28 protein-coding genes are annotated in these 23,952 nt (G+C 68.8%); 15 read left to right on the top strand and 13 right to left on the bottom strand.

The window, feature by feature from the left end:
• Positions 1-7: 7 nt before the first annotated feature.
• Positions 8-946: a LysR family transcriptional regulator gene (locus KW843_RS11080; protein WP_218295163.1), complete on the bottom strand. Its 939-nt coding sequence runs from the start codon at positions 944-946 to the stop codon at positions 8-10.
• A 105-nt stretch (positions 947-1,051) separates the two neighbouring features.
• Here KW843_RS11080 and KW843_RS11075 point away from each other — a divergent pair, with 105 nt between their 5' ends.
• From KW843_RS11075 to KW843_RS11055, 5 genes are all read left to right on the top strand, one after another.
• Entirely contained in the window at positions 1,052-1,753 is a 702-nt protein-coding gene (locus KW843_RS11075) for a pirin family protein (RefSeq protein WP_218295162.1), read from the top strand.
• Between the two features lie 46 nt (positions 1,754-1,799).
• On the top strand, positions 1,800-2,213 hold the full coding sequence (locus tag KW843_RS11070) for a DoxX family protein (protein ID WP_218295161.1): 414 nt from the start codon (positions 1,800-1,802) through the stop codon (positions 2,211-2,213).
• Between the two features lie 138 nt (positions 2,214-2,351).
• Positions 2,352-2,906 (top strand): flavodoxin family protein, encoded by a 555-nt coding sequence (locus KW843_RS11065; protein WP_218295160.1) that lies wholly within the window; start codon positions 2,352-2,354, stop codon positions 2,904-2,906.
• Between the two features lie 51 nt (positions 2,907-2,957).
• On the top strand, positions 2,958-3,365 hold the full coding sequence (locus tag KW843_RS11060; protein ID WP_218295159.1) for an OsmC family protein: 408 nt from the start codon (positions 2,958-2,960) through the stop codon (positions 3,363-3,365).
• Positions 3,362-4,252 carry a pirin family protein gene (locus KW843_RS11055; protein WP_218295158.1) on the top strand — a complete coding sequence of 297 codons (891 nt, stop codon included), beginning with the start codon at positions 3,362-3,364 and terminating at the stop codon, positions 4,250-4,252. Before KW843_RS11060 ends, KW843_RS11055 begins: the two co-directional genes overlap by 4 nt.
• A 117-nt stretch (positions 4,253-4,369) precedes the next feature.
• Here KW843_RS11055 and KW843_RS11050 read toward each other — a convergent pair whose 3' ends face one another.
• From KW843_RS11050 to KW843_RS11035, 4 genes are all read right to left on the bottom strand, one after another.
• Positions 4,370-5,116: a sulfurtransferase gene (locus tag KW843_RS11050; RefSeq protein ID WP_218295157.1), complete on the bottom strand. Its 747-nt coding sequence runs from the start codon at positions 5,114-5,116 to the stop codon at positions 4,370-4,372.
• Positions 5,117-5,214: 98 nt separating this feature from the next.
• Positions 5,215-6,072 carry a MinD/ParA family protein gene (locus KW843_RS11045; RefSeq protein WP_218295156.1) on the bottom strand — a complete coding sequence of 286 codons (858 nt, stop codon included), beginning with the start codon at positions 6,070-6,072 and terminating at the stop codon, positions 5,215-5,217.
• Positions 6,073-6,082: 10 nt separating this feature from the next.
• Positions 6,083-6,850, bottom strand: a complete 768-nt coding sequence (locus KW843_RS11040) for a GGDEF domain-containing protein (RefSeq protein WP_218295155.1) — start codon at positions 6,848-6,850, stop codon at positions 6,083-6,085.
• Between the two features lie 84 nt (positions 6,851-6,934).
• Positions 6,935-8,647: a SulP family inorganic anion transporter gene (locus KW843_RS11035; RefSeq protein WP_218295154.1), complete on the bottom strand. Its 1,713-nt coding sequence runs from the start codon at positions 8,645-8,647 to the stop codon at positions 6,935-6,937.
• 152 nt (positions 8,648-8,799) lie between these two features.
• Between KW843_RS11035 and KW843_RS11030 the strand changes: the two genes are divergently transcribed.
• From KW843_RS11030 to KW843_RS11015, 4 genes are all read left to right on the top strand, one after another.
• Positions 8,800-9,258 (top strand): BON domain-containing protein, encoded by a 459-nt coding sequence (locus KW843_RS11030; RefSeq protein WP_218295153.1) that lies wholly within the window; start codon positions 8,800-8,802, stop codon positions 9,256-9,258.
• Positions 9,259-9,332: 74 nt separating this feature from the next.
• Entirely contained in the window at positions 9,333-10,571 is a 1,239-nt protein-coding gene (locus KW843_RS11025) for a PLP-dependent transferase (protein ID WP_218295152.1), read from the top strand.
• A gap of 73 nt (positions 10,572-10,644) precedes the next feature.
• Complete coding sequence (locus KW843_RS11020) at positions 10,645-11,484, top strand: DUF2189 domain-containing protein (protein WP_218295151.1); 840 nt, start codon at positions 10,645-10,647, stop codon at positions 11,482-11,484.
• A 49-nt stretch (positions 11,485-11,533) separates the two neighbouring features.
• Positions 11,534-11,725, top strand: coding sequence for a hypothetical protein (locus KW843_RS11015; protein WP_218295150.1), 192 nt, complete (start codon positions 11,534-11,536; stop codon positions 11,723-11,725).
• A gap of 15 nt (positions 11,726-11,740) precedes the next feature.
• Here KW843_RS11015 and KW843_RS11010 read toward each other — a convergent pair whose 3' ends face one another.
• Positions 11,741-12,421 carry an arylesterase gene (locus KW843_RS11010; protein ID WP_218295149.1) on the bottom strand — a complete coding sequence of 227 codons (681 nt, stop codon included), beginning with the start codon at positions 12,419-12,421 and terminating at the stop codon, positions 11,741-11,743.
• Between the two features lie 15 nt (positions 12,422-12,436).
• Here KW843_RS11010 and KW843_RS11005 point away from each other — a divergent pair, with 15 nt between their 5' ends.
• The 4 genes from KW843_RS11005 (at position 12,437) to KW843_RS10990 (ending at position 16,056) form a co-directional block, all read left to right on the top strand.
• Positions 12,437-13,150, top strand: a complete 714-nt coding sequence (locus KW843_RS11005) for an ABC transporter ATP-binding protein (protein ID WP_218295148.1) — start codon at positions 12,437-12,439, stop codon at positions 13,148-13,150.
• Between the two features lie 90 nt (positions 13,151-13,240).
• Positions 13,241-13,987: a 23S rRNA (guanosine(2251)-2'-O)-methyltransferase RlmB gene (gene rlmB, locus KW843_RS11000; protein ID WP_218295147.1), complete on the top strand. Its 747-nt coding sequence runs from the start codon at positions 13,241-13,243 to the stop codon at positions 13,985-13,987.
• Positions 13,988-14,021: 34 nt separating this feature from the next.
• The gene (locus tag KW843_RS10995; protein ID WP_255594665.1) at positions 14,022-14,753 is read left to right on the top strand and encodes an NAD-dependent deacylase; all 732 of its coding nucleotides are present in this window, start codon (positions 14,022-14,024) and stop codon (positions 14,751-14,753) included.
• A 136-nt stretch (positions 14,754-14,889) separates the two neighbouring features.
• Positions 14,890-16,056 carry an ABC transporter substrate-binding protein gene (locus tag KW843_RS10990; protein ID WP_218295145.1) on the top strand — a complete coding sequence of 389 codons (1,167 nt, stop codon included), beginning with the start codon at positions 14,890-14,892 and terminating at the stop codon, positions 16,054-16,056.
• Positions 16,057-16,146: 90 nt separating this feature from the next.
• Here the strand turns inward: KW843_RS10990 and KW843_RS10985 are convergent, their stop codons facing one another.
• The 4 genes from KW843_RS10985 to KW843_RS10970 form a co-directional block, all read right to left on the bottom strand.
• Complete coding sequence (locus KW843_RS10985; protein WP_218295144.1) at positions 16,147-16,767, bottom strand: chromate transporter; 621 nt, start codon at positions 16,765-16,767, stop codon at positions 16,147-16,149.
• On the bottom strand, positions 16,764-17,363 hold the full coding sequence (locus tag KW843_RS10980; RefSeq protein WP_218295143.1) for a chromate transporter: 600 nt from the start codon (positions 17,361-17,363) through the stop codon (positions 16,764-16,766). The genes KW843_RS10985 and KW843_RS10980 overlap by 4 nt, the downstream gene beginning before the upstream one ends.
• A gap of 239 nt (positions 17,364-17,602) precedes the next feature.
• Positions 17,603-17,887, bottom strand: a complete 285-nt coding sequence (locus KW843_RS10975) for a DUF6150 family protein (RefSeq protein WP_218295142.1) — start codon at positions 17,885-17,887, stop codon at positions 17,603-17,605.
• A gap of 235 nt (positions 17,888-18,122) precedes the next feature.
• Complete coding sequence (locus tag KW843_RS10970) at positions 18,123-18,755, bottom strand: hypothetical protein (protein ID WP_218295141.1); 633 nt, start codon at positions 18,753-18,755, stop codon at positions 18,123-18,125.
• 217 nt (positions 18,756-18,972) lie between these two features.
• Here KW843_RS10970 and KW843_RS10965 point away from each other — a divergent pair, with 217 nt between their 5' ends.
• Positions 18,973-20,292, top strand: coding sequence for a sodium:proton antiporter (locus KW843_RS10965; RefSeq protein WP_218295140.1), 1,320 nt, complete (start codon positions 18,973-18,975; stop codon positions 20,290-20,292).
• Between the two features lie 94 nt (positions 20,293-20,386).
• On the opposite strand, the gene KW843_RS10960 is transcribed toward KW843_RS10965, so the two are convergent.
• The 3 genes from KW843_RS10960 to KW843_RS10950 form a co-directional block, all read right to left on the bottom strand.
• Positions 20,387-21,436 (bottom strand): phytanoyl-CoA dioxygenase family protein, encoded by a 1,050-nt coding sequence (locus tag KW843_RS10960; RefSeq protein ID WP_255594664.1) that lies wholly within the window; start codon positions 21,434-21,436, stop codon positions 20,387-20,389.
• 97 nt (positions 21,437-21,533) lie between these two features.
• Positions 21,534-22,853, bottom strand: a complete 1,320-nt coding sequence (locus tag KW843_RS10955; protein ID WP_218295139.1) for a type II toxin-antitoxin system HipA family toxin — start codon at positions 22,851-22,853, stop codon at positions 21,534-21,536.
• A 46-nt stretch (positions 22,854-22,899) separates the two neighbouring features.
• Positions 22,900-23,208 (bottom strand): helix-turn-helix domain-containing protein, encoded by a 309-nt coding sequence (locus KW843_RS10950; RefSeq protein WP_218295138.1) that lies wholly within the window; start codon positions 23,206-23,208, stop codon positions 22,900-22,902.
• 93 nt (positions 23,209-23,301) lie between these two features.
• Here KW843_RS10950 and KW843_RS10945 point away from each other — a divergent pair, with 93 nt between their 5' ends.
• Positions 23,302-23,823: a hypothetical protein gene (locus tag KW843_RS10945; RefSeq protein WP_255594663.1), complete on the top strand. Its 522-nt coding sequence runs from the start codon at positions 23,302-23,304 to the stop codon at positions 23,821-23,823.
• Positions 23,824-23,952 lie beyond the last annotated feature (129 nt).

Raw genomic sequence — 23,952 nt, 5'->3', positions numbered from 1 at the left:
CGCCGGATCAGAAATGATGGTGGTTTTCCAGCAGAGCGCGGCGGGTGGCGGGGCTTTGCAGCTGATGGAGCCACCATTGCAGCGCGCGGCCGGGGGCCGTGAAGCCCGGGCCGCCCCAGGCGTAGTGCACGCGGACGTTGCGTTCGGGGCGCGCCACGCGGCGCGCCACCAGCCTGCCGGCCTCGAGGTACGGGCGCACCATGGGTTCGGGCAGGAAGCCGCCGCCCAGGCCGCGCAGCTGCACGCGCACCTTGGCCTGCATGGTGTCCACGGTGAGCACGTCCTGTCCGCCCAGCAGGCCCATGGTGGCGCCGCCGCGTGTGGCCGAATCGGCCACCGCCACTGCGCGGTGCTGCAGCAGCATGGCATCGGTGATGGGCTCGGGCGCGGAGGCCAGCGGGTGGTGCGGCGCCACCACGTAGATGAACAGCAGGTCCCCCAGGGGCGCCTGCTGCAGGCCGGCCACGTTGGCGCCGGCGACCGACACGCCGATGGCCAGGTCGGCCCGGCCCGAGGTCAGGGCCTCCAGGGTGCCGGTCATGATGCCGTCGCGCAGTTTCAGCCGGGTGGGCGGGGCCATGGCGTAGAACGCGTCCACCAGCTCCAGCATGGTGTGCGGCGAGATCGCGCCATCGACCGAAATGGTGAGCTGCGGCTCCCAGCCGGTGGCCACGCGGCGCACCCGGTGGGCCACGGCATCGATGTCCTGCAGCAGGCGTGCGCCTTCGCGCAGCAGTTCGACGCCCGCCTCTGTGGGCTTGGCCTGCCGGGCGCTGCGGTCGAACAGCAGCACATCCAGCGCGTCCTCGATCTGGCGCACGCGGTAGGTGAGGGCGCTGGGCACCAGGCCGAGCTGCCGGGCGGCGGCGGCGAAACTGCCCGCCTCGGCGATCACCTGCAGCATGGTCAATGCGTCAGGGGTCAGGACATCACGGGCATTTTGCATGGTGGCGCCATGTTAATTCAGATTATTTGAACGGTTCCATCAATCTGGCAGCCCCTGCGTGCTGGACCCGGGTTCTACAGTGGGGGCTTGAAAGGAGCACGCGCCATGCTGACTGTTCGCAAATCACAAGACCGGGGCCATGCCGACCATGGGTGGCTCCATTCGTTCCACAGCTTCTCGTTCGCCGGCTACTACGATCCGGCCCACATGGGCTTTGGCAACCTGCGTGTCATCAACGAAGACCGCATTGCGCCGGGCACGGGGTTTGGCACGCACGGCCACCGGGACATGGAAATCATCAGCTACGTGCTGTCGGGCGAGCTGGCCCACAAGGACAGCATGGGCAACATCCTGGGCATTCCGCCGGGCGACGTGCAGCGCATGAGCGCGGGTTCGGGCGTGATGCACAGCGAGTTCAACCATGCGCCGGGACAGACGACGCACTTCCTGCAGATATGGATCGAGCCGAACGCGCGCGGCATCCCGCCAAGCTATGAGCAAAAGACCTTTGCCGAGGCGAGCAAGCGGGGCGCGCTGTGCCTGGTGGCCTCTCCCGACGGTGCGCAGGGCTCGGTCACGATCCACGCCGACGCCTCCCTGTACGCCGGCTTGCTCAATGCCGGCGAGGCCGTCACACTGGCCCTGAACCCGGCGCGCAAGGCCTACGTGCACCTTGTGCGTGGCGGGCTCACGGTGAATGGAAATGCTCTGTCGGGCGGCGACGCCGCGCTGATCGAGAACGAAACCGCCTTGTCGTTGACCCATGGCCACGATGCCGAGGTGCTGGTGTTTGATCTGGCCGCCTGATAGTTACCTGACGTTCTTTTAGCAACCACTTCTCCAGGAGTTCACCATGTTCACATCCCTGCAAAATCCCCTGGCCCTGGCGTCCCGCCTGCTGCTGGCGGCCCTGTTCCTGCCCGCGGGCATCGGCAAGATCACCGGCTTTGCCGGTACCGTGGGCTACATCGGTTCGGTGGGGCTGCCCATGCCGACCGTCGCTGCCGCCGTGGCCGCGGCCGTCGAGGTGCTGGGCAGCCTGGCGCTCATCTTCGGCCTTGGCACGCGCTTTGCGGCCCTCGCGCTGGCGCTCTTCACGCTGGTGGCCAGCTTTTTCTTCCACGCGTACTGGAGCCTGCCCGCCGACAAGCAGATGATGCAGCAGCTCATGTTCTTCAAGAACGTCGCCATCAGCGGCGGCCTGCTGGCCCTCGTCGCGTTTGGCGCGGGCGGCTGGAGCCTGGACGCCCGGCGCGGTGCGCGCTGAACTGCGCTGACGGGGCCGGGCCGCTACGGCTGCGGCGTGCGCGGGCAGCGCAGCCCATGCACGCCCTTGCGCCGCGCCTGTTTTTCTGATTTCCACCTGTTTTCATTCACTGCTTGCTTCCCCATCAGGAGTTTCTTCATGGCACACATCGCCGTTGTTTACCACTCGGGCTACGGCCACACCCAGCGCCTGGCCCAGGCCGTGGCCGAAGGCGCGGGCGCCGAGCTTGTCGCGATCGATGCGGACGGCAACCTGCCCGAGGGAGGCTGGGACACGCTGGCCGGCGCCAGCGCCATCATTTTTGGTTCGCCCACCTACATGGCGGGGCCGAGCTGGCAGTTCAAGAAATTCGCCGATGCCTCGTCCAAGCCCTGGTTCAGCCAGGCGTGGAAGGACAAGCTCTTCGCCGGCTTCACCAACAGCGCCAGCACCAACGGCGACAAGCAGGTCACGCTGGACTACCTGTTCCACCTGGCCATGCAGCATGGCGGCCTTTGGGTGGGCAACGGCATGATGCCTGCCAACTCCAAGGCCGCCACGCGCCAGGACGTGAACTGGATCGGCTCCTTCAGCGGCGCCATGGCGCAGTCGCCATCGGACGCCTCGGCCGCCGAGATGTTCCCGGGCGACCTGGCGACCGGCCGCCAGTTCGGCGAACGCGTGGCGGCCGCGGCCCTGCGCTGGGCCCGCTGAGCGCGCGCTTCACGCTACAGTGGCCCGCACGAGAACAAAGGAGAAGCTCCCATGACCATCGAACTGCGGCGCATCCCCGGTGCGCCGATGGCCCAGGCCGTGCACATCCGCGGCCACGAATTCGTGGCCGACGGCAGCGTGCAAGAGGGCGGCGCCGACAGCGGCCCGAACCCGCATGACCTGTACGACGCGGCGCTGGGCGCCTGCAAGGCGCTCACCGTGCTGTGGTACGCGCGCCGCAAGGGCCTGCCCGTGCAGGACGTGCACACCGTGATCGAACGCGACGCCTCGGCCGAGCGTGCCGGCACCTACCGCCTTTCGGCACGGCTGCAGATCAGCGGCGACCTGACCGACGCACAGATCAGCGAGCTGGAAACCGTTGCGCAGAAATGCCCGGTGCACAAGCTCATGACCACCGTGACGACGGAGATCGGCACCTCGGCGGAGCGCATGCCATGAGCGGGCCGATCCTGCAACTCACGGGCCACGCCAAGGACCTGGGCGGCGGCTTCACCGTGCGCCGCCTGCTGCCCGCCGTGCAGCGCCAGGCGGTCGGGCCGTTCCTGTTCTTCGACCACTTCGGCCCCGTGACCGTGGTGCCGGGAGACAGCCACGACGTGCGTCCCCATCCGCACATCGGGCTGGCCACCGTGACCTATCTGTTTTCCGGCGCCATCATGCACCGCGACAGCCTGGGATACGTGCAGCAGATCGAGCCTGGCGCCATCAACTGGATGACGGCCGGCCGGGGCATCGTGCATTCCGAGCGGCGCCCGGAAAGCCTGGCGGACACGGCCTACGTGAACCACGGCATCCAGTTGTGGGCGGCCCTGCCCACGGCGCACGAGGAGGCGGAGCCGTCGTTCGTGCACACGCCGGCGGCCACCATCCCCGAGGTGCGCGTGGGGGACGCGACGGTGCGCGTGCTCATCGGCACCGCGTTTGGGCAGACCTCCCCGGTGGCGACCTATTCCCCCACGCTGTATCTCGACGTGCAGCTGCCCGGGGGCGCCACGCTGGAAATCCCGGCGCTGGCCCAGGAGATGGCGGTGTACACGGTGGACAACCCCGTGCAGCTCGATGGCGAAGCCCTGGGTGCGCAACTGCTCGCCGTGGTGGAGCCGGGCCAGGGCATGCGCCTGTCCGTGCCCGGCGAGGCCGCTGCGCGCCTCATGGTGATCGGCGGCGATGCCCTCGATGCGCCGCGCCACATGTGGTGGAACTTCGTCTCCAGCCGCAAGGAGCGCATCGTGCAGGCGGCGGACGACTGGGATGCGCAGGCCCTGGGCCAGGTGCCCGGCGAGGTGGAGTGGATACCGCTGCCCGAGCGCCGCTTCATCAAGTAGGCAGCCACCTTGGCGAAGGCCCCTGCCCGTTCATGCGAGGCGGTGGCCCCGCATGGCTGCTTGCTGAATTTTCAAGCCAAACAGGGTGCCCGCGCTTGTCCAGCAAGCGCTGGTTGCTCACTTTTTTGATTCTTCGGCCGCCGACAGGTCGCTGGCCAGCACCGCGCGTTCGTCGAACACAAAGCAGCCACCGCGGTAGTGGGCGCCATCGGTCAACTCGAAATACTTGAGGATGCCGCCTTCGAGCTGATAGACATGGGAGAGGCCTTCCTCGCGCATGAGGATGGCTGCCTTCTCGCAGCGGATGCCGCCCGTGCAGAAGCTCACCACGGTCTTGTCCTGCAGCGCATCCTTGTGCGCGCGCAGGGCGGGGGGGAATTCGGTGAACTTGCCGATGCGCCAGTCAATCGCGTTGTCGAAGGTGCCGTGGTCCACCTCGAAGGCATTGCGCGTGTCGAGCGTGACCACTTCGCGGCCCTCGTCGTCGTGTCCCTGGTCCAGCCAGCGGCGCAGCGTGGCCGGGGCCACGGAGGGCGCGCGGCCCTCCGCGGGCTGGATGGCGGGATGGTCCATGCGGATGATCTCGCGCTTGACCTTCACCAGCATCTTGCGAAACGGCACCGTGGCCGACCAGCTTTCCTTGGGGTCGAGGTCGGCGAAGCGCGCATCGGTGCGCAGCGCATCCACGAACCCGCGCACCGCGTCCGCAGGTCCCGCCAGGAAGAAGTTGATGCCTTCGCCTGCCAGCAGGATGGTGCCCTTGAGGTCCGCCGCGGTGGCGCGCGCTTGCAGCAGGTCGCGCAGCGCCGCCGCGTCGGGCAGGGGCACGAACTTGTAGCAGGAGATATTGAGGATGTTGTCCATGGGATTCACGGCAAGGCAGCGCAATGGGGCCGCTGCGCTTCGCCTTCCGCGCGGGCCGCCGCCGTGCAGCCAGGGGCCCGCAGCAGCCCGCGGGCTGCTCAGGGGGCGGGCGTCAGCAGCGTGGTTTCGATCTTGTTGGCCAGCTGGGCAATGGCCAGGGCCGCGGGGCAACCCGGGGTCTGCAGCAACAGCAGCTGGCGGCGCATCACGGCGTCGCGCACGGAAGGGTCGGCCGGGATGTCGCCCATGTGGATGAGGCGCATAGGGCGGCCCGACTCGGTGCTCACAAAGCGGTCCAGCACCTGTTGCAGCTGGCTGGTGATGGCACGGCCATCGCCCGGGCGCGCGGCCTGGTTGATGACCATGCGCACGTGCTGGCGCTTTTGCTGCATGGCCAGCACCTTGATGGCCGCATAGGCGTCGGTCAGCGAGGTGGGTTCGGGCGTTGCCACGATCAGCACCTCGGAGGCGAGCGAAATGGAGAACAGCACCACATCGGAGATCCCGGCGCCGGTGTCGAGCAGCACCACGTCGTACTGGGGCGTGAGCGCCTGGATCACGCTCAGGAACTGGTTGCGCACCTCGGGCGTCAGGCGCGAATACTCGACCATCCCCGATCCCGCCAGCAGAACGTTGAAGCCGCCGGGCGCCTGGATCACGGCTTCGTCCAGCGTGGCCTTGCCGGTGAAGACATCGTGCAGCGTGATTTTCGGGTGCAGGTTCAGCACCACGTCGAGGTTGGCCAGGCCCAGGTCGGCATCGAGCACCAGCACACGCTGGCCGCGGCGGGTCAGGGCGGCGGCCAGGTTGGCAGAAACAAAGGTCTTGCCCACCCCGCCCTTGCCGCTGGTGACCGCAATGATGCGGGCGCCCCCGGGGGCGGGAGCGTGGGGCGTGGCCGGGCCGGCAGGAACTGCTGGCGATGTGGGTGGGGAGGGGGACAGCGCGTCGCTCATCTTCTAACTTTCAGTAGGCGCTGCCTGTTGGGTCCAGCGGGGGCAGATCGCCCCAGCCCGAGGGGGTGTAGAGCGGTCCGAACAACAGGCTTTTCTCTTCGGCACTGACCGTGCTGTCGGGCTGCTCCTCGATGCTGACGCGGTTGCGGCCTTCGGCCTTGGCCTGGTAGAGCTGGTGGTCGGCACGGTCCGTCCACAGCAGCGTGGTCGAACGGATCCACTGCATGGCGAAGGCGCCGCCTATGCTCACCGACACGTTGAGCTCCACCGTGCTGGAAACCCGGATGGGCGTGTTGGCCACTGCGCGCCGGATGCGCTCGGCCACCACGCGGCCAAACCCTGCCTGGCATGCGGGCAGCACCACCGCGAACTCTTCGCCGCCATAGCGTGCCAGCGTGTCCATGGGGCGCACACAGGCATTGAGCGTGCGGGCCACCGACTGCAGCACGATGTCGCCGGCCAGATGGCCATGCGTGTCGTTCACTTTCTTGAAGTGGTCGATATCGAGCATGAGCAGCAGCGCGGCCTCGCCGGAGCGCGTGACGCGGTCGATTTCGCGCTCGAGCACCGCCCGGAAATGCCGGCGATTGGCCAGGCCGGTGAGCGGGTCCTTGAGGGACAGCTCGCACAGGCCGTCGATCAGGCCCTGCAGGTAGCGCGAAGGCACCTCGCGGTGCAATGCAGCTTCGCTGCCGCTGGCCTGAGCCACCAGCGCGTGTGCAGTATCCAGGCGAAGGTCGCGCAGATCTACAAGGTAAGAGGCCGCAGAGTCAGACACAAATGGAGCAAAGAGAGTTTATGAAGTGTACCAGTGCGTCAGCAAAAAGAGGGCCAGCCCTGTGTCTAGGTGAAACCCGCAAAGCTATCCCTGGGCGGGGGCCGTAGAAGGGGGCAATGGCGAGGGTGGCAGCAGCTGCAGCGCCATCAAGGCGTCGGCATCGGTGCGGTACATCGCCAGGCCGGCGCCGGCGTCCAGCAGGCCCGCCTGGCGCAGCACCCGCTCCACGGGCAGCTTGAGGCCGCTCAGGTGCAGCGTGCCGCCGCGGGACCGCAGCAAGGCCAGCAGGTGGGCGAAGGTCTCCACGCCCGTCACGTCGATGCGGTTGATGGGCTGGGCCAGCAGGCACAGGTGCACCACCTCCGGGTGGGCTGCCAGGTGTTCGGTGACGCGGCGCTCCAGCGCGCTGGCGGAGGCGAAATCGAGTTCCGCATCCATGCGCAGCGCCAGCAGCCGGGGGGCGAGCGCGGGAAGATGCCACAAGTGCCGGTCGCGCAGGCTGCCGTCAGGGTGCAGGCCCACCTCGATGATGCGGGGATGCAGCCGCTGGTACAGGAAGTGGCTCAGGTTCATCAGCAATCCCACCAGCACTCCCCAGTACATCCTGGGTGCCGTGGCGAGCGTCAGTGCGAAGGTGACGCCGCCGATCACCGCCTCCACCCGCGATACCCGCCACAGCCGCAGCAGCGTGCCAGGCTTGATGAGGCTGGTCACCGCGGTCACCACCACGGCCGCGAGCACCGATTGCGGCACGTGGTAGAGCGCCGGCGTGAGCCAGAGCAGCACCACCAGCACCAGCGCGATCGCAAAAACGGTGGCCCAGCCGCTTTTTGCGCCCGCGTACAGGTTGATGGCCGACCGCGAGAACGAGGCGCTGGTGGCAAAGCTGCCGCACAGCCCGCTGCTGATCTTGGCCAGGCCCTGGCCAATCAGATCCTGGTTTTCGTTCCAGCGCTCGCCCGAGCGCTGGCTTTCCACCTTGGCGCTGGACGCGGTTTCGAGAAAGCTCACCAGCGTGACCACCAGCACCGGCATCACCAGGGCGGCGAATCCCGACCAGGGGAGGGCGCCGGGCCAGTAGGGGGCGGGCAGCCCCGAAGGCAGCGCCCCCACCACGGCGCCACCAGCGTCCGCATAGCCCAGCGCCCAGCTCAGCGCGCCCGCAGCGCCCACGACGACGATGGCGGCGGGGAAATTGGGCCGCCAGCGGCGTGCGAGGGTCAGCAATGCCAGGCTTCCCAGGCCAAAAGCGGCCGCGGCGAGGTCAAACAGGCCGGGCGAGGGCGTGGACAGCAGCGCGCCCCAGTCCGACCGCAGGCCCGTGAGCGCCGCGAGCTGAGAGCCCAGGATCAACAGGGCCGCCGCCTGCGTGAAGCCACTGAGCACGGGGGATGTCACCAGGTTCAGAAGCCAGCCAAAACGCGCGATGCCCATCACCAGCTGCAGCAGTCCGGACATCAGGGCGATCCATGCCGCCATGGCCACCCATTGCGCGCTGCCCGGCTCGGCCAGGCCCGTGAGCGAAGCGCCGATCAGCAGGCTGGTGAGCGCCGTGGGACCCACGCCCAGACGGGTGGACGCACTGAACAGCACCGCCACCAGGGCGGGAATCAGCGAGGCATAGATGCCCGTCACGAGCGGCATGCCGGCCAGGGCCGCATAGGCGACCCCCTGCGGCACCAGCATCAGGCCCACCGTCATGCCGGCCCAGAACTCCCCCTTGAGCAGGGCACGGTCGGGCCGGGGCCAGGAGAGAAAGGGAAGCCAGCGGGTCAGCGAGGAGGGGAAAGCAAGCATGCATACATTGTCGCCCCTGTCCTGAGGTGGCCCTGGCATCTGCGCGGCCGCCTGGCGGCACCGTCCTACAGTCGCTTCGGTGGCGTCCGACCCGGGGCCAGCGCAAGGTTGCCTAGAGTCGAGCCCATGTTTCAACCGCAAGGAGTTTTCGCATGAATACCCAGATGATTTCCCAGCGTCCCGCACACCGTATTGCCAGTATCCTGGCTGTGAGCGCCCTGGCCTTGGGCCTGTCGGCATGCGGCAAGAAGGACGAGCCTACCGTGGGCCAACGCTTGGACTCCGCGGTCGAGAAGACTGAACAGGCTGCCGCGGATGCCCGCATGAAAGCTGAAAGCGCCATGCAAAATGCGGAATCTTCTGCCAAGAAGGCTACCAATTCGGCTGCGGGCGCGATCGATGACGCCACTATCACTGCCCAAGTCAACGCAAGCTTGGCCAAGGACCCTGATTTGAGCGCGGTGAAAATCAATGTAGATACGGTGAACGGTAAGGTGACTTTGAACGGCCCCGCACCTTCCACCGTCGCCCGCGACCGTGCTGAAACGATTGCCAAGGGCGTTACGGGCGTCACGGAGGTCAACAACCAGCTGGTCGTGACCGCCAGCTGATTCGCCTGCCAGCGCGCCGTAGCCGCGCCGCACGCCATACGCGCCGCCAGGGGTATCCCTGGCGGCGCGCTACCATGGCTGGCATGAAAGAGCACGACACCGATCCCGCCACCCGCATCGTCCACCACGGCTACGTGCCACCCAGCGGGTTCGCGGCCCCGCAGCCGGGGGTCTACAAGGCCTCCACCGTCATTTTTCCCAACGTGGCGGCCATGCGCTCGCGCGAGTGGAAGGACAAGAGCGGCTATACCTACGGGCTGCACGGCACGCCCACCACCTTCATCCTCGAAGAGCGCCTGTGCACGCTGGAAGGGGGCCTGCAGTGCGTGCTGGTGCCCAGCGGCCTGGCGGCCATCGCCAACGTGGGGCTGGCCTTGCTCAAACCGGGCGATGAGGTGCTGATACCCGACAACGCCTACGGTCCCGGCAAGGATTTCGCCCACGGCGAACTCGCGCGTTTCGGCGTTTCCCATGGGCTGTACGACCCGCTGGACCCCGCCGACCTGGCGGCCCGCATCACGCCGGCCACGCGGCTGGTCTGGCTGGAGGCCCCGGGCTCGGTCACCATGGAGTTTCCGGATCTCTGCGAGCAGGTGCGCATCTGCCGTGCCCGTGGCGTGATCACCGCCCTGGACAACACCTGGGGAGCAGGCCTGGCGTTTGCGCCCTTCGATCTCAGCGGCGATGGCAGCCTGGGTGTGGACATCTCGGCCCATGCCCTCACCAAATACCCCAGTGGCGGCGGTGACGTGCTCATGGGCAGCGTGATCACGCGCGACCGGGGCCTGCACATGAAGATCAAGCTGACCCACATGCGGCTGGGCCTGGGGGTGGGCGGCAACGATGCCGAGGCCGTGCTGCGCGCCTTGCCCAGCATTGGCTTGCGCTACCGCGCCCATGACAGGGCGGCCCGCAGCCTGGCGCAGTGGATGCAGCAGCAGCCTGCCGTGGCCCAGGTCCTGCACCCGGCGCTGGCGGGGGCGCCTGGCCACGGCCACTGGAAGGCGCTGTGCGGTGCTGCCGACGGCGGCGAGGGCACGGCCGCCGGGTTGTTCAGCGTGATGATCCACGCGCGCCACACCCAGCAGCAGGTGGACGTGTTCTGCGACAGCCTGCGCTTGTTCAAGCTCGGCTACAGCTGGGGCGGGCCGATGAGCCTGGTGGTGCCTTACCACCTTTCCAGCATGCGCAGCCGTCCCACGGCGCATCTCCAGCCCGGCACGCTCGTGCGGTTTTCCATCGGGCTGGAAGCGGAGGAGGATCTTCGGCAGGACCTGCAGCAGGCCCTGGAGCGGGCCTTCCCGGAGGCCTGACCCCCGCCGGACGGGCCAGGGGGTGGTAGTTTCCGCAGTGGCGTGCAGGTGCCGGGGGGCTTAGTGTGGCGGCATGACTGCCACCTCTTCCAAGCCCGCCCCCGACGCGGCAGGCCCCGCGGGCTCCACGGCCGCCGACACCGGCACCGCGCAGCAGGTCACCCTGCAGCGCCTTCGCTTGGCCGACCCGTTGCGCTGGCTCGCCAGGGGCCTGCGGGACGTGCGCGCCGCGCCTGGCATCGCCGTGTTCTACGGCACGTGCTTCTGGGCCATGGCGCTGGTGCTGGGCTGGGTCTTTCGCACCCGGCCGGAGTACACGATGTCCCTGGCCAGCGGCTGCCTGCTGCTGGGCCCTTTCCTGGCCATGGGGCTGTATGACACCAGCCGGCGGCGCGAGGCGGGGCTGGCGCCGGCATTGAGCGAGTCGCTCACCTGCTGGGACAGCCACATGGGCAGCATGGGCATGCTGGTGCTGGTCCTCGTGGTGCTCGAGCTGCTGTGGGGCCGTGCCTCGCTGGTGGTGTTCGCCGTGTTCTTCAACACCGGCATGCCATCGACCACGGGCGTGCTGCAGGCGGTCTTCAACCCGCAGAACTGGAGCTTCGTCGCGGTCTATGCCGTGGTCGGGGGCGTGTTCGCGGCACTGGTGTTCTCCACATCCGTCGTGTCCATCCCCATGATCCTCGACCGCGACACCGACGCCCTCACGGCCGGCATCACGAGCATGCGCGTGGTGGTGGAAAACACTGCCGTGATGCTGCTCTGGGGGGCGATCATTACCGCCGCGGTGGCCGTTTCGCTCTGGTTCTGGGGCATTGGGCTGCTTCTGGCGGGCCCTGTCCTGGGCCATGCCAGCTGGCATGCGTACCGTGCATCAGTAACCCCACTGCGGCCCGCTGCGGCATGTGCCTGAAAAAAGACCATGCTGTTACAGTGAGCCTCTACTTCAGGAAGCAACTACCTTGGCAACACCCAACTACGGATACGAAAAACGCCAGCGCGAACTCGCCAAAAAGAAAAAAAAGGAAGAGAAGCTGAGGGCCAAAACACAGCGCCGGCCCGATGACCCGCAGGGGGACCAGCCCTCGGACGGTCAGCCGGCCGAGGGCGCGGATGCCCCTGCCGGTCAGCCCGCGGATTCCACCGGCGCCTGAGGCGCCGGGCCCATTTCAGCGCAGCAATTTCCTGAGTTCCGGCCATACGTTGGCCAGCATCTGCGGATGCGCCTCGGCGCGTGGGTGGATGCGGTCCGGCTGGAACAGGCGGGTCGGGTCCGCCCCGTCCGCCACGCCCTTCAGGAAGAAGGGGACCACGGCGGCCTTCTGGGCCTGCGCGACCGTGGCGAACAGGCCCGCAAACCGGTTCGCGTAGTCGGCGCCATAGTTGGGCGGCACCTGCATCCCCACCAGCAGCACCCTGGCGCCGGCCTTTTGCGCCGCCTGCGTCATCCACGTCAGGTTCTCTTCGGTATTCTTGAGCGGCAGCCCGCGCAGGGCATCGTTGCCGCCCAGTTCAATCACCACATGGCTGGGCTTGTGCTGCGCCAGCAGCGCTGCCAGCCGCGAGCGCCCGCCCGCGGTGGTCTCCCCGCTCACGCTGGCGTTGACCACGGTGGCCGCGAGCTTGTCCTGGGCGAGCTGCTTTTCCAGCAGGGCCACCCAGCCCGTGCCGCGCGCCAGCCCGTACTCGGCGCTCAGGGAGTCTCCCAGCACGAGGATGAAGGGAGGGCGAGGCGGCGTGGCCGCGGCTTTCGCGCTGGCCTGGGCCCAGGCGGCGGGGGCGCAAGCCCCCACCACGGCGCCGGTGGCGGCGCTCAGGATAAAGTGGCGCCGATGCAGATCTCGAATCAAAGTAAAGAGCCTTTCATGTCCGAATCCCTCTCATCGCCCGTGGCATCGGCCACGGCGCCGTCCGCGGCACCCATTATTGCCGTGGAGCATGTCTTCAAGTCGGTGACGGATTCCACCGGAACGCTCGACATTCTGCGGGATATCGATTTCCGCCTGGCCTCCAGGGAAACTGCGGCCATCGTGGGGGCTTCGGGATCGGGCAAGAGCACCTTGCTGTCCATCATCGCGGGGCTGGACACCCCCACGCGGGGCACCGTGCGCCTGGACGGGCACGACCTCTTTGCCATCGACGAGGATGCGCGCGCCGCGCTGCGCGCCCAGAAGGTGGGCTTCGTGTTCCAGAGCTTTCAGCTCATGGGCAACCTCACCGCGCTGGAGAACGTGATGCTGCCGCTGGAGCTGGCCAACCGGCGCGATGCGCGCAAGGCTGCCGCCGACATGCTGGCCCGCGTGGGCCTGGGGCAGCGCCTCGCGCACTACCCCAAGGTGCTGTCGGGCGGCGAGCAGCAGCGCGTGGCGCTGGCGCGCGCCTTCGTGGTGCAGCCGGCGGTGCTGCTGGCCGACGAGCCCACGGGCAGCCTGGACTTCGCCACCGGCGAGACGATCATGAAGCTCATGTTCGACCTCAACCGCGAACAGGGCACGACCCTGGTGCTGGTCACGCACGACCGGGCCATCGCCGACCAGTGCGAGCGGCGCATCACCATCGAGGCCGGGCGGGTCGTTTGAGTTCAAGTGCTGTTTGCACTAAAGCGCAAGCAGTGCAAGCGCCTGCAGCTATAAAAATGATAGCTATGACGTGCAACGGATAATCACGCCATGTCCAGCCCCAAAGTTCTCTTCGGCTTTCACGCCGTGGGCGTGCGTCTGAAGACCGCGCCGAAATCCATCATCGAGATTTACTACGAAGCCACGCGGCGCGACGCCCGCATGCGCCAGTTTCTCGACCGTGCCCGCGAGGCCGGTGCCCGCCTGATCGAGGCCGACAGCGTGCGCATCGCCAAGCTGGCCGGCAGCCACGGCCACCAGGGCGTGGCTGCGCGGGTGGAGCCCGTGGCCCAGGTCACCTCGCTGGATGAGCTGCTGGAGAACCTGGAAGCCGCCGGCATCGAGCAGCCTTTGCTGCTGGTGCTCGACGGCGTGACCGACCCGCACAACCTGGGCGCCTGCCTGCGCGTGGCGGATGGCGCGGGCGCGCATGCCGTCATCGCCCCCAAGGACCATGCCGTGGGCATCAACGCCACGGTGGCCAAGGTGGCCAGCGGCGCGGCCGAGACCATGCCGTACTTCATGGTCACCAATCTGGCGCGCACGCTGGGCGAGCTCAAGGAGCGCAACATCTGGTGCATCGGCACCAGCGACGATGCGCCCAAGACGGTCTACCAGGTGGACCTGAAAGGCCCCGTGGCCCTGGTGCTGGGCGCCGAGGGCGATGGCATGCGCCAGCTCACGCGCAAGACCTGCGACGAACTGGTGAGCATTCCCATGAAGGGCGCGGTCGAGAGCCTGAACGTGTCGGTGGCCAGCGGCGTGTGCCTGTATGAGGCGCTCCGTCAACGCTCCTGATTCCTGCGCCGGCCCGGACGACGCAGGAGGGGCCTTGCTGGACACCGTGAAGGACTGGGTGCGGCAGGCCCGCCACATCGCCGTGCTGACCGGGGCGGGCGTGAGCGCGGAATCGGGGGTGCCCACCTTCCGTGACGCCCGGACGGGCTACTGGGCCCAGTTCCGCCCCGAGGACATGGCGACCGAGGAAGGCTTTCGCGCCCACCCCCAGCGCGTGTGGGACTGGTACCAGTACCGGCGCGATCTGCTGCAGGGGGTGGCGCCCAATGCGGGGCATTTTGCGCTGGCCGATTTTCAGCGCGGCGATCCTGGCCGCCTCACGCTCATCACCCAGAACGTCGATGGCCTGCACCAGCGTGCCGGCAGCGCCGGAGTGCTGTGCCTGCACGGCGACATCTTTGAGGACCGCTGGCTGGATATGCCGCGCAACTGCTGCCATGTCGACCACGCCGTGGCGGGCCGTCCGCCATATTGCGACCGCTGCGGCAACCTGCTGCGCCCCGGGGTGGTGTGGTTCGGGGAGGCCCTGCCGTATGCAACGCTCGAGGCCGCGCAGCACGCAGCCGGGCGTTGCGACCTGATGCTGGTCGTGGGCACGGCCGGTGCGGTCTACCCGGCGGCCGGCCTGGCGCACCAGGCGCGCGCGGCCGGTGCCCGGGTGGCGGTGCTCAACCCCGCGCCCAGCGAGCTGGATGGCGCCGCGCATGCGGTGCTGCGTGGCACCGCCGCCACGCTCCTGCCGCAACTGCTGCTGGCCCGCGGCTAGGGCGCAGGCAGGTTCTTTGCTGCGGGCCGGCGGCCGTGGTGTGACGTGATGCGCACAGCTGTCGCGAAGCTGACAAGTGAAACCCGCATCTGCCTGTAGCCTGCGCCACCTTTGCACTACTTTGGGGCGTATCGACATGAGCCGTAGACACTTTCTTTTGCGCGCCACCCAGGCCGTGGCTGCCACCGGCTTGCCTGCATGGGCCCAGACCGCCATGGCCGCAGAAGAAGCCCTGACCGCCCGGAGCGTCAACCTGGGCTGCTCCATCGCGCTGACCGGCCCGCTGGGCCAGGCGGGCATCGAGCAGGTGGCGGGCATGAAGGCGGCGTTTGCCGAAGTGAACAGCGCCGGCGGCGTGCACGGCCGCGAGATCCGCATGGAGATCAAGGACGACGGCTATGTGGCCAGCCGCACCCTGCAGAATGTGACCGGCATGGTCGAGGCGCAGTCGGTGTTCGCGCTGATCTCGCCGCTGGGCACGGCCAACACCGCGTCCATTCTTCCGCTCATCGAATCCAAGGGCATTCCCACCGTGGGGCCCGTCACGGGCGCCACTTCCCTGCGCATGCCCGAAAACCGCCATGTGTTCTTCCTGCGCCCCACGTACCGCGAAGAGACGCAGCGCCTGGTCAAGCAGATCGTGGACATGGGCCTCAAGCGCATTGCCGTGGTCTACCTGGACAACCCCTTTGGCAAGGAAGTGCTCAAGGACATGTCCAAGGTGCTCGATGAGATCAAGGTCGAGCGCGCGGGCGAGTTTGCCCTGGCCGTGGATGGCAAGAACGGCGCCGAGCTGGCCGACAAGGTGGCCGCCGAGCGCCCGGGCGCCGTGCTGCTGGCCACCACCGGCACGGCCAACACCGCCTTCGTGCAGGCCTTTCGCGCCAAGGCGCAGGGCGTGCCGCTGGCGGGCCTGTCGGTCACGGTGATCTCCTCCGAGCTGCCCAAGCTCGCCGCTTCCACGCGCGGCCTGGCGCTGGTGCAGGTGTTCCCGGATGCCAACTCGCAAAAGTCGGTGGTGGTGCGCAAGTTCCAGAGCAGCATGAAGGCCACGGGCGGCGATGCGGCGTTCCTGAACAGCGGCAGCGCGCTGGAAGGCTGGCTCAACGGCCAGATCATGATCGAGGGCCTGAAGAATGCCGGCAAGGACGTCACGCGTGAACGCCTGCGCTCGGGCCTGGCCGGCATCCGCTCGCTGTCGTTCGGCGACTTCAACGTGGGCTTTGGCAACAAGGCGCCCTACATCGGTTCGGACGCGATCTACCTGGCGGTGTACGCGGAGAACGGACGCCGCATCAGCTAGGCGAGCAGCAGCGGCCCAGCCCCCGCTGGGCCGGCGGCCTCGCGGGGCCCACGCCGCCGCCTGCCCCGTGCCCGGCCGGCGCGCTAGACCCTAGACCCAGCCCAAGGCCCCCAGCACGGCGCCCGCGGCCAGCATCCACAGCAGGTGCAGCCTGGTGCGCCACACCAGCACCACGGTGACGGCGCTCAGCAGCCACAGGGGCCAGGCCGTGGCCGGGCCGCCATGGGCGCGCGCCAGCACCCAGGAGGTGGCCAGCAGCAGGCCGATGACCACCGGCGCCATGCCTTGCTTGAAGGCGCGCACGCCCCGGCGCTCGCGGTTGCGGTGCCCCCAGCGCGTGGCCAGCCAGGTGAGCAGGCTGCTGGGCAGCATCACGCCCAGCATGCACACCGCCATGCCCAGCGCGCCCAGCAGCCAGCCGGCCATGCCGGGGCCTCCGGCGTTGATGCCCACGTTCCATCCCAGCAACGCGATGAACAGCACGTTGGGGCCGGGTGCGGCCTGGGCGATGGCGATGGAGGCGTTGAACTGCGGGTCGGTCAGCCAGGCCTGGCGCTCGACCAGGAAGCGGTGCATGTCGGGCGCGGTGGCGATGGCGCCGCCCACGGCCAGCAGCGACAGCGACATGTAGTACAGGAAGAGGTTGAACCAGTCAGCGGGGCCGAGCGCGAGCAGCGGGGCGGTCAATGCGGTGGAGGCGGACGTGTTCATGGCGCGAGCTTCCTCCAGGTGAGCAGGCAGGCCGCGCCGCCGACCACCGGCAGGATCCACAGCAGCGGCCAGCGCAGCACCACCATGGCCACGATGGTGAGCGCCACGAAGGCCACGCACAGCGGGCGGCCCAGGGGGTGTTTCTGGATGGAGGCGAAGAGCTTGATGCCCACCCCGGCGATCAGCCCCGCCGCCACGGCGCCCATGCCGCGCAGCGCGCCCGCCACGGCCGGGTGGCTGGAGAACTCGGCATAGACCACGGCCAGGGCCAGCACCAGGATCAGCGGAAAGGTCAGCATGCCCGCCAGCGCCGCGAGCGCGCCGCGCAGGCCGAAGTAGCGGTCGCCGATCATGATGCTGAGGTTGACCACGTTGGGGCCCGGCATGATCTGCGCCACCGCCCAGTCCTCGACGAACTCCTCGTTCGTCATCCAGCGCTTTTTCTCCACCAGTTCGCGCTGCACCACGGCCAGCACGCCGCCAAATCCCTGCAGGGCCAGCCAAGTGAAGGACCAGAACAGGTCGGCAGGGTTGCGCGGCTGTGGCCGGGGCGCGGGTTCGGGGGGCGGGGACGGCAGATCGGTGGCTGTGGCCATGGAGAAAATTTGGTCAAAATGGCCACTAGCGCTTTTGCAGTAAGCGCTGGAAGCTATCAAATCAGGAGTATTCGGGGTGCGCGGTCCGGCGCGCGGCGCCCAGGCGCCATGTTACGCGCGCCACGCCGCGCGCGCGGGGGGCGCAGGCCTCGCGTTGCGGCAAGGCTGGGCCTGCGATTCGCGTCGCCAGCACCGGGGCAGGGTGGCGTTGGGGCTGCGCCCTGGCCGCGCGCCGGGGCTCAGCCCAGCTTGCCGCGCAGCAGATGGTCCTTGTTGCGCCAGCCTGCCTGTTCGGGAGTGCCCACCTTGAACAGCTTCAGGTCCGCCTGGCTGGCGTGCCTGACCCGCAGGACCTTGAAGCTGGCCTGGTTCGCGTAGGCCACGAAGAACCAGATCGCATCGCCGCTGGCCTGCGTGGCATAGGCCACCTCGTGCCAGCACAGGTCGGCCAGGCTTTCGTGGGCGACCTCGCACACGCGCGCATCGGCCTGGTGCTCATACTTCACTTCCAGGATCTTGGCCATGGGCATCCTTTCTGGCGGTCAGGCGGTGAAGGTGGCTGTGCGCAAGGGAAGCCGCCGCGCCGCGCAACCACCGGCCCCGCCACCCGAGTATCCGGGCTTTGGGGGCGCTGCGGTGCGTGCCCTGCGGGTCTGTCGTATTTTTGGGCCGAAACCGCGCTGGGCGCTGGTTGGGTCGGCGTGCGACGCTATCATTTTGGAAGTTGCCGTGGAAATGCCCCCGGGCCTGGCCCGCCGCTCAGTCTTCCACCTGCGCGGATTCCACGAACACCAGCTCGCACGAATGCGCGCCCGAGTCCGACCGCGTGAGCGAGCTGGTCCAGCGCCAGCCGCTGGGGTGGGAGACCTCGACCAGCTTGCCCGTGATGCGGATGTACCCTCCCTTGCGTGCCTTCTTGAGCGCCCGCTCCACCGTGGGCGTGGCCGCGATCATGTGCATGTTGGCGGACGATTCGATGATCTCCTGCAGCGGGATGGGCGGCTGGTCGCGCCAGGAGTAGCGGTACCAGCGGTTGCCCTGGGTGATGCCCAGGGGCTCGTACACGGCCGGCTCCGCCATGCGCTTCCACCCCAGCGCCAGGTCCAAAGAGGACAGCTCGGCTTCCTTGCCCGCGTGGTAGTCCTCGCGTGCCAGCACCCGTGCGCGCACCGCGAATGCCGCCAGCGGCTTGACCTGGTAGCCCCGGAACTCGAAAGGCGCCTCGCTGGTGGCGGCCTGCACCGGGCTGTCCGCGAACTGCTGCTGCTGCGTCACGGCGGCGGGCCCCAGGCTCTGCAGCCGCTGGTCGGCCCGGTGCACCCGCAGCTTCTCGATGGCGAAAAAGGCCACCGCCAGCGCGATGGCGATCTTGAGGAGCATTGACAGGTTCATGCGCGGGCCGAAGAAGGGTTTGCGCGATTGTGAACAGGTTTCGGTACTGGCGGCATCCGCTGACAGCCGCAGGGGCCGTGCCCCGGCACAGCCTTGCCGGGGCACGGCCATACAGTGGCGTGATGAGCGTGCCATCTATTCGCCACCCAGCCCGGCCCCTGCCCCCGCGCGCCAGGGGCGCCCTGGCCGTGCGCCGGGGGTGTGGCGCGGTGTCTCCATGAGCGAAGCCCTGCTTGTCCCGCTGGGCTTCCTGCTGGTGGGCCTGCTGCTGGTGGTGATGACATTGACGAGTTCGCTGATCTCGCGCGTACCGCTCAGCTCGGCCATCCTTTACCTGGCTGTGGGCGTGGGCATCGGCCCGTGGGGGCTGGGCCTGCTGGTGCTGGACCCGCTGGGCGATGCGGCGCTGCTGGAGCGGCTCACCGAGATCGCCGTGCTGATTTCGCTCTTCACCGTGGGCCTGAAGCTGGAGCTGCCGCTGCGCGATGCGCGCTGGCGCATCCCGCTGCAGCTGGCCACGGTCTCCATGCTGCTGACGGTGGGGGCCATCGCGGCCGTGGGCGTGTGGCTGCTGCGGCTGCCGCTGGGGGTGTCGGTGCTGCTGGGGGCCATCCTCGCCCCGACCGACCCCGTGCTCGCGTCGGACGTGCAGGTGGCCGACCCCCAGGACCGCGACCGCCTGCGCTTTGGCCTGACGGGCGAGGGCGGGCTCAATGACGGCACCGCGTTTCCCCTGGTGATGCTCGGCCTCGGGCTGATGTCCCTGCATGACCTGGGCGAGGGGGGATGGCGCTGGTGGGCGGTGGACGTGCTCTGGGCCGTGGCGGGGGGCGTGGGCATCGGCTTCGCGCTGGGCGCGGTGGTGGGCCGGGCCATCCTGTACCTGCGCATGCGCCACCGCGAGATGCTGGGGCCGGACGAGTTCATGGTGCTGGGCCTCATCGCGCTGGCCTATGGCACGGCCCTGCTGTGCCATGCCTACGGGTTTCTGGCCGTCTTCGCCGCCGGGCTGGCGCTGCGGCGCGTGGCGGCGCAGCCCGCCGGCCCTGCGCCGACGTTGGCGGAGGTGGAGGGCGCCACGGAAGTCGGGCACATGGAGCCCGCGCAGGCGCCGGGCCACATGATGCAGGCGGTCGAGCGCTTCAACGCCCAGCTCGAGCGCATCGCCGAAGTCGCCGTGGTGCTGGTGGTGGGCGCCCTGCTCACCGTGGTGAACTTTGATGCCGAGGTGCTGTGGTTCGTCCCCCTGCTGCTGTTCGCCATCCGCCCCTTGGCGGTCTACGCCGGTTTGGTGGGGACCCGGGTGAAGCGCTCCCAGCGCCGCCTCATCGCGTGGTTTGGCATCCGCGGCATCGGCTCCGTGTACTACCTCATGTACGCCATCACGCACGGCCTGCACCCGGTGATCGCGCAGCGCCTGCTGGCGATCACGCTGGCGGTGGTGGTGGCCTCGGTGCTGCTGCACGGCATCTCGGTCACGCCGCTGATGCGGCGCTACGAGAAGCGCAAGGAGGCCAGGCGGGTGGCCGAGGACTGAAGGGCGCCGGCCGCCGGCCACGGTGGATGCCACCCGATGCCGCCGGATGGAGCGGCGCCTTGCCGGGACGCGCGGGGCGAAGGGGCGGGCGGCGTCAGATCCAGGTGGCGTGGCTGGGGACGTGGGCGGGGGCCATGTTGATGTACTGCACCAGGCGGGGCCGCGCGCCCCGGTTCGGGCTGGGGCCATGGGGCAGGGCCTGGTGCCAGATCACCAGGTCGCCCGCGTGGGCGCCGATGGGCGTGGCGCCCAGCGCGTGCAGGTCCTGCTGGCGCGGGTCGGCGCCGGCGGGCAGGTGCTCCAGCCAGCCGCCCACCCGGCGGTGAAAACCCGGCACCAGGGTGAGGGCGCCCTGTTCGGGGGGCGTGTCGGTCAGGTACAGGATGCCCTGGGTGGCGAAGGGGATGGGCTGGTGCAGGCTCACATCCCAATGCATGCCCTGGCCGCCATAGGGGTAGCCCGCGCGTTCGGGTGGATTGAACCCGCAGCGGTCCGTGCTGCGCCACAGGTCCGCCGTGCCCCACAGCTGGGCAAAGGCCTTGTGGATGCGCAGGGAGCGCCGGTTGGCCTCGAAGGCGGGGTGCTGGAACAGCTGGACCATGGTGTTGCGCGGGGCGTGGGCATACCACGACGCCGTATCGGCGGGGTCGGCGCGCACCGCGTCCCACACGGCGTGCGCCGCGGCGGCGCTGTCGTGCGGCGGCACGGCAGCGCGCACCACCACGTAGCCATGCTCGTCCCAATGCGCAAGGTCCTCCGCATTCAGCACGGGCTCCATCGCGTCGATCCGGGCATGCAGCTGCAAGGCCGCTTCGGGCGCCGGGCCGCCATCCACAAGGGCTTGAATCCGCGCCACGGTGGTTGCATCGGGCGCGCCCGCCGTGCGCACGATCCAGTCCTCGAAGGCGGCGAACTCCGGGGCCTCGCGCAGCACGTACTGCATGGTCTGCTCCAGCCCCACCCCCAGCGCGGCCAGCACGATCTGCGTGCGGTGGCCTTCCCCGTGGGAGCTCTGTGCCAGGCCCCTGCGGGCGGCCATCCAGCGGGCCCAGCAGCGCTTGAGGTGGGGGACCCGCAAGGCGCCCGTCTCCGTGTCTGGCGGCAGTGGGTGGGGCAGGGGCGTGGGGGCGGCAGCGGCGGACATGGAGGGGCAGGGGCAACAGGAGAATGGAAAGAGGGCACGGCCGATCGGGGACACGCGTGCCCGTGGGCGCCCTCCCATTTTGCAACGTCGCCTGCTGTCAACGTGCCAGGGCCACGCCCCCGGCAAGCCGCTGGGTGACGGCGGCCCGCAGGGAATCGGGCGCATCCGCGATCAGGCGGGGCCATTGCTCCCGGGCCCGCGCCACCGTGTCGCGCAGGAGCGCCAGGTGGCGCGGTACGCGCAACAGTCCGGCCGACTTCATGAGGCCTTCCATGTCGTCCCAGCTGAACGCGCGCAGCGCGCGGTCGATGGAGCGGTTCATCGCGTACTGGCCCTCGGGCACGCCCTCGAAGAACGCGGCCACGCACACCGGGTCGTACACCGGCGCCAGTTGCGGCACGCGCCCGTCGGGGTAGACCAGCGCCCAGTTCTTCAGGTGCGCATCGGTGTTGCCCATGAGGATGAACGCCACCATGCGCGCCAGGAACTCGCGTGTGTCTTGCACCGGCTGGCGGCTCAGGCGGTTGAGCACGCGCAGCATGGTGGCCCAGTCCTGCAGGATGCCCTTGCCGTACTTTTGCCGCGGGGTGTAGCCCAGCACCTGGTTGAACTCCTCCATGTGCACGCGGGCGCCGCCGGGCAGGTGGTCAAAGCGCTGCACGGCCAATATCTCGTTGAAGGGCACGGTGCCCGGCAGGTCGGCCTCGGCGCGGGTGATGACGCGTGCATCGGCGCAGTGCAGGCCCAGCGCCTTGCACAGCTGGTAGCCGGCGAACTCGTTGGCCACCAGGTCGGGGTGCGCGGTGGTGGGCAGCTTCAGGATCACGCTGCCGGCCGCGCCCTGGCGGCGCACGGTGTAGCGGCGGCCGTCCAGCACCGCGCTGAACTTGGTGACCACGCCGGGCAGCGATGCGGCGTCTTCCACCGGGAATTCGACAAAGCCCGGCTCCAGCACGTCCAGCCCTTGCGTGGTGTGCCAGTGCCGCACCACGTCGGGGATGCCGTCTTGCGCGGGCACGGGCTCCACCTCCAGCGCGCCCATCAGGTCGTGGCCCGCGGCGGCCAGCAGTTCGAACTCGTCGTCGGGGCTGCAGCCGCGCTCGCGCGCCAGCCGCTCGCGGTTGTGGCCCTCAGGCAGCAGGTTCTGAAAATACACGGGCCAGCGCCAGTCGGTGCGCACCAGCCGTGCATCCCGCGCCGACGCCAGGATCTGCTGCGTGGCCGCCTCGTCGGCACCTTGAAAGCTGAGCGACAGGGTGGGGCGCTGCGGGTTGCGGATGTAGCTCTCGTCAAACGACACGCGCAGGATGTCGCCGTACTGCGAAAGGTAGCCAATCGCCTCGCGCCCGCCCGCCGCGCCGTCTGCCAGGGCGGGGCGGTGCAGGTACAGGCGCAGGTAGCGGATGGAGGTGCTCATGGGGCCGGGTATGCGCAGGCGCGTGCGGGTGTGGGCGCTGGCGGCCTCAGCCGGCGCGGCTCAGGCTGTCCACCACCGACGGCGGCGCGTCCACTCCCGCGGGCTGGCCCAGGAACTTGCCGCCCGACTGGATGAACGCCTCCAGGCTGGGCCGCAGGCTGCTGGGCACGGCAATGATGTCCATGCCCAGCACGCGGGCCATCTCGGCCAGGGTGGAGTAGCGCGGGTCCAGGTCGCCACCTTCGGTGCGCTGGACGGTCATGCGGGAGAGGCCCGCGCGCTCGGCGAGTTCGGCCTGGGTGAGCTTGCCGGCTTTGCGGGCGATGGCCAGGCTCTGAATGAGATCGTTGTTCATGATTATATTTATACTCTTTTATTTGAAAAAGATAAACATAGGTATCATTATCGCCATTGGTCTTGGCAAAAATACAGTTCAAGGAATCCACCATTGACCCAGCTGCTGCGAATCCATGTCACCGGTGCTTCAGGCTCTGGCACGTCCACGCTGAGCGCGGCCCTGGCCGCAGCGTTGAACGGGGCCCACCTCGACGCTGACGACTACTACTGGCTGCCCACCACGCCGCCGTTCACCAGCAGGCGGGACCCTACACAGCGCCTGGCCCTGCTCCTCGGCGACTTGCGCGCCAGCAAGGTGGCGGTGCTGGCCGGTTCCGTGGCCGGGTGGGGGCAGGAACTGGAAGACTGCTTTGACCTGATCGTGTTTCTCTACCTGGATGCTCCCGCGCGCCTCGCGCGCCTTCGCCACCGGGAGGCGCAGCGCTTTGGCCAGGCGAATCCTGCTTTCCTGGAATGGGCGGCTCAATACGATGACGGGGTGTTGCCAGGCAGAAGCCTGCAGAGGCAGCGGGACTGGCTCGCGGCACGGCGCGGTCCCCATATCGAACTGAGCTCGGACGCTCCCGTCCAGAATCTGGTGGCGGCTGTGATGAGGGCATTGCCCGGGTTCTGAAGCAACGGGTGGGGGCGCCCCCACCATGCCAAGATGGCGGCCGTGGGTTCGCGCCGTTTCACGCCCCGGCCAACACCGCCGCCAGCCGCACCAGCGGAAAAACCACAGAACGACGAAAGGGACACCAAC

Source organism: Acidovorax sp. sif1233 (genome assembly GCF_019218755.1).
Classification (GTDB): Bacteria; Pseudomonadota; Gammaproteobacteria; order Burkholderiales; family Burkholderiaceae_C; genus Acidovorax.
This window is presented reverse-complemented; position numbering and strand designations above follow the sequence as displayed.

What these genes read in the sequence shown, in the direction of transcription:
- KW843_RS11080 (WP_218295163.1), bottom strand. Translation starts at nt 946, where the DNA reads ATGCAAAATGCCCGTGATGTCCTGACCCCTGACGCATTGACCATGCTG.
- KW843_RS11075 (WP_218295162.1), top strand. Translation starts at nt 1,052, where the DNA reads ATGCTGACTGTTCGCAAATCACAAGACCGGGGCCATGCCGACCATGGG.
- KW843_RS11070 (WP_218295161.1), top strand. Translation starts at nt 1,800, where the DNA reads ATGTTCACATCCCTGCAAAATCCCCTGGCCCTGGCGTCCCGCCTGCTG.
- KW843_RS11065 (WP_218295160.1), top strand. Translation starts at nt 2,352, where the DNA reads ATGGCACACATCGCCGTTGTTTACCACTCGGGCTACGGCCACACCCAG.
- KW843_RS11060 (WP_218295159.1), top strand. Translation starts at nt 2,958, where the DNA reads ATGACCATCGAACTGCGGCGCATCCCCGGTGCGCCGATGGCCCAGGCC.
- KW843_RS11055 (WP_218295158.1), top strand. Translation starts at nt 3,362, where the DNA reads ATGAGCGGGCCGATCCTGCAACTCACGGGCCACGCCAAGGACCTGGGC.
- KW843_RS11050 (WP_218295157.1), bottom strand. Translation starts at nt 5,116, where the DNA reads ATGGACAACATCCTCAATATCTCCTGCTACAAGTTCGTGCCCCTGCCC.
- KW843_RS11045 (WP_218295156.1), bottom strand. Translation starts at nt 6,072, where the DNA reads ATGAGCGACGCGCTGTCCCCCTCCCCACCCACATCGCCAGCAGTTCCT.
- KW843_RS11035 (WP_218295154.1), bottom strand. Translation starts at nt 8,647, where the DNA reads ATGCTTGCTTTCCCCTCCTCGCTGACCCGCTGGCTTCCCTTTCTCTCC.
- KW843_RS11030 (WP_218295153.1), top strand. Translation starts at nt 8,800, where the DNA reads ATGAATACCCAGATGATTTCCCAGCGTCCCGCACACCGTATTGCCAGT.
- KW843_RS11025 (WP_218295152.1), top strand. Translation starts at nt 9,333, where the DNA reads ATGGCTGGCATGAAAGAGCACGACACCGATCCCGCCACCCGCATCGTC.
- KW843_RS11020 (WP_218295151.1), top strand. Translation starts at nt 10,645, where the DNA reads ATGACTGCCACCTCTTCCAAGCCCGCCCCCGACGCGGCAGGCCCCGCG.
- KW843_RS11005 (WP_218295148.1), top strand. Translation starts at nt 12,437, where the DNA reads ATGTCCGAATCCCTCTCATCGCCCGTGGCATCGGCCACGGCGCCGTCC.
- rlmB (WP_218295147.1), top strand. Translation starts at nt 13,241, where the DNA reads ATGTCCAGCCCCAAAGTTCTCTTCGGCTTTCACGCCGTGGGCGTGCGT.
- KW843_RS10990 (WP_218295145.1), top strand. Translation starts at nt 14,890, where the DNA reads ATGAGCCGTAGACACTTTCTTTTGCGCGCCACCCAGGCCGTGGCTGCC.
- KW843_RS10985 (WP_218295144.1), bottom strand. Translation starts at nt 16,767, where the DNA reads ATGAACACGTCCGCCTCCACCGCATTGACCGCCCCGCTGCTCGCGCTC.
- KW843_RS10980 (WP_218295143.1), bottom strand. Translation starts at nt 17,363, where the DNA reads ATGGCCACAGCCACCGATCTGCCGTCCCCGCCCCCCGAACCCGCGCCC.
- KW843_RS10975 (WP_218295142.1), bottom strand. Translation starts at nt 17,887, where the DNA reads ATGGCCAAGATCCTGGAAGTGAAGTATGAGCACCAGGCCGATGCGCGC.
- KW843_RS10970 (WP_218295141.1), bottom strand. Translation starts at nt 18,755, where the DNA reads ATGAACCTGTCAATGCTCCTCAAGATCGCCATCGCGCTGGCGGTGGCC.
- KW843_RS10965 (WP_218295140.1), top strand. Translation starts at nt 18,973, where the DNA reads ATGAGCGAAGCCCTGCTTGTCCCGCTGGGCTTCCTGCTGGTGGGCCTG.
- KW843_RS10960 (WP_255594664.1), bottom strand. Translation starts at nt 21,436, where the DNA reads ATGTCCGCCGCTGCCGCCCCCACGCCCCTGCCCCACCCACTGCCGCCA.
- KW843_RS10955 (WP_218295139.1), bottom strand. Translation starts at nt 22,853, where the DNA reads ATGAGCACCTCCATCCGCTACCTGCGCCTGTACCTGCACCGCCCCGCC.
- KW843_RS10950 (WP_218295138.1), bottom strand. Translation starts at nt 23,208, where the DNA reads ATGAACAACGATCTCATTCAGAGCCTGGCCATCGCCCGCAAAGCCGGC.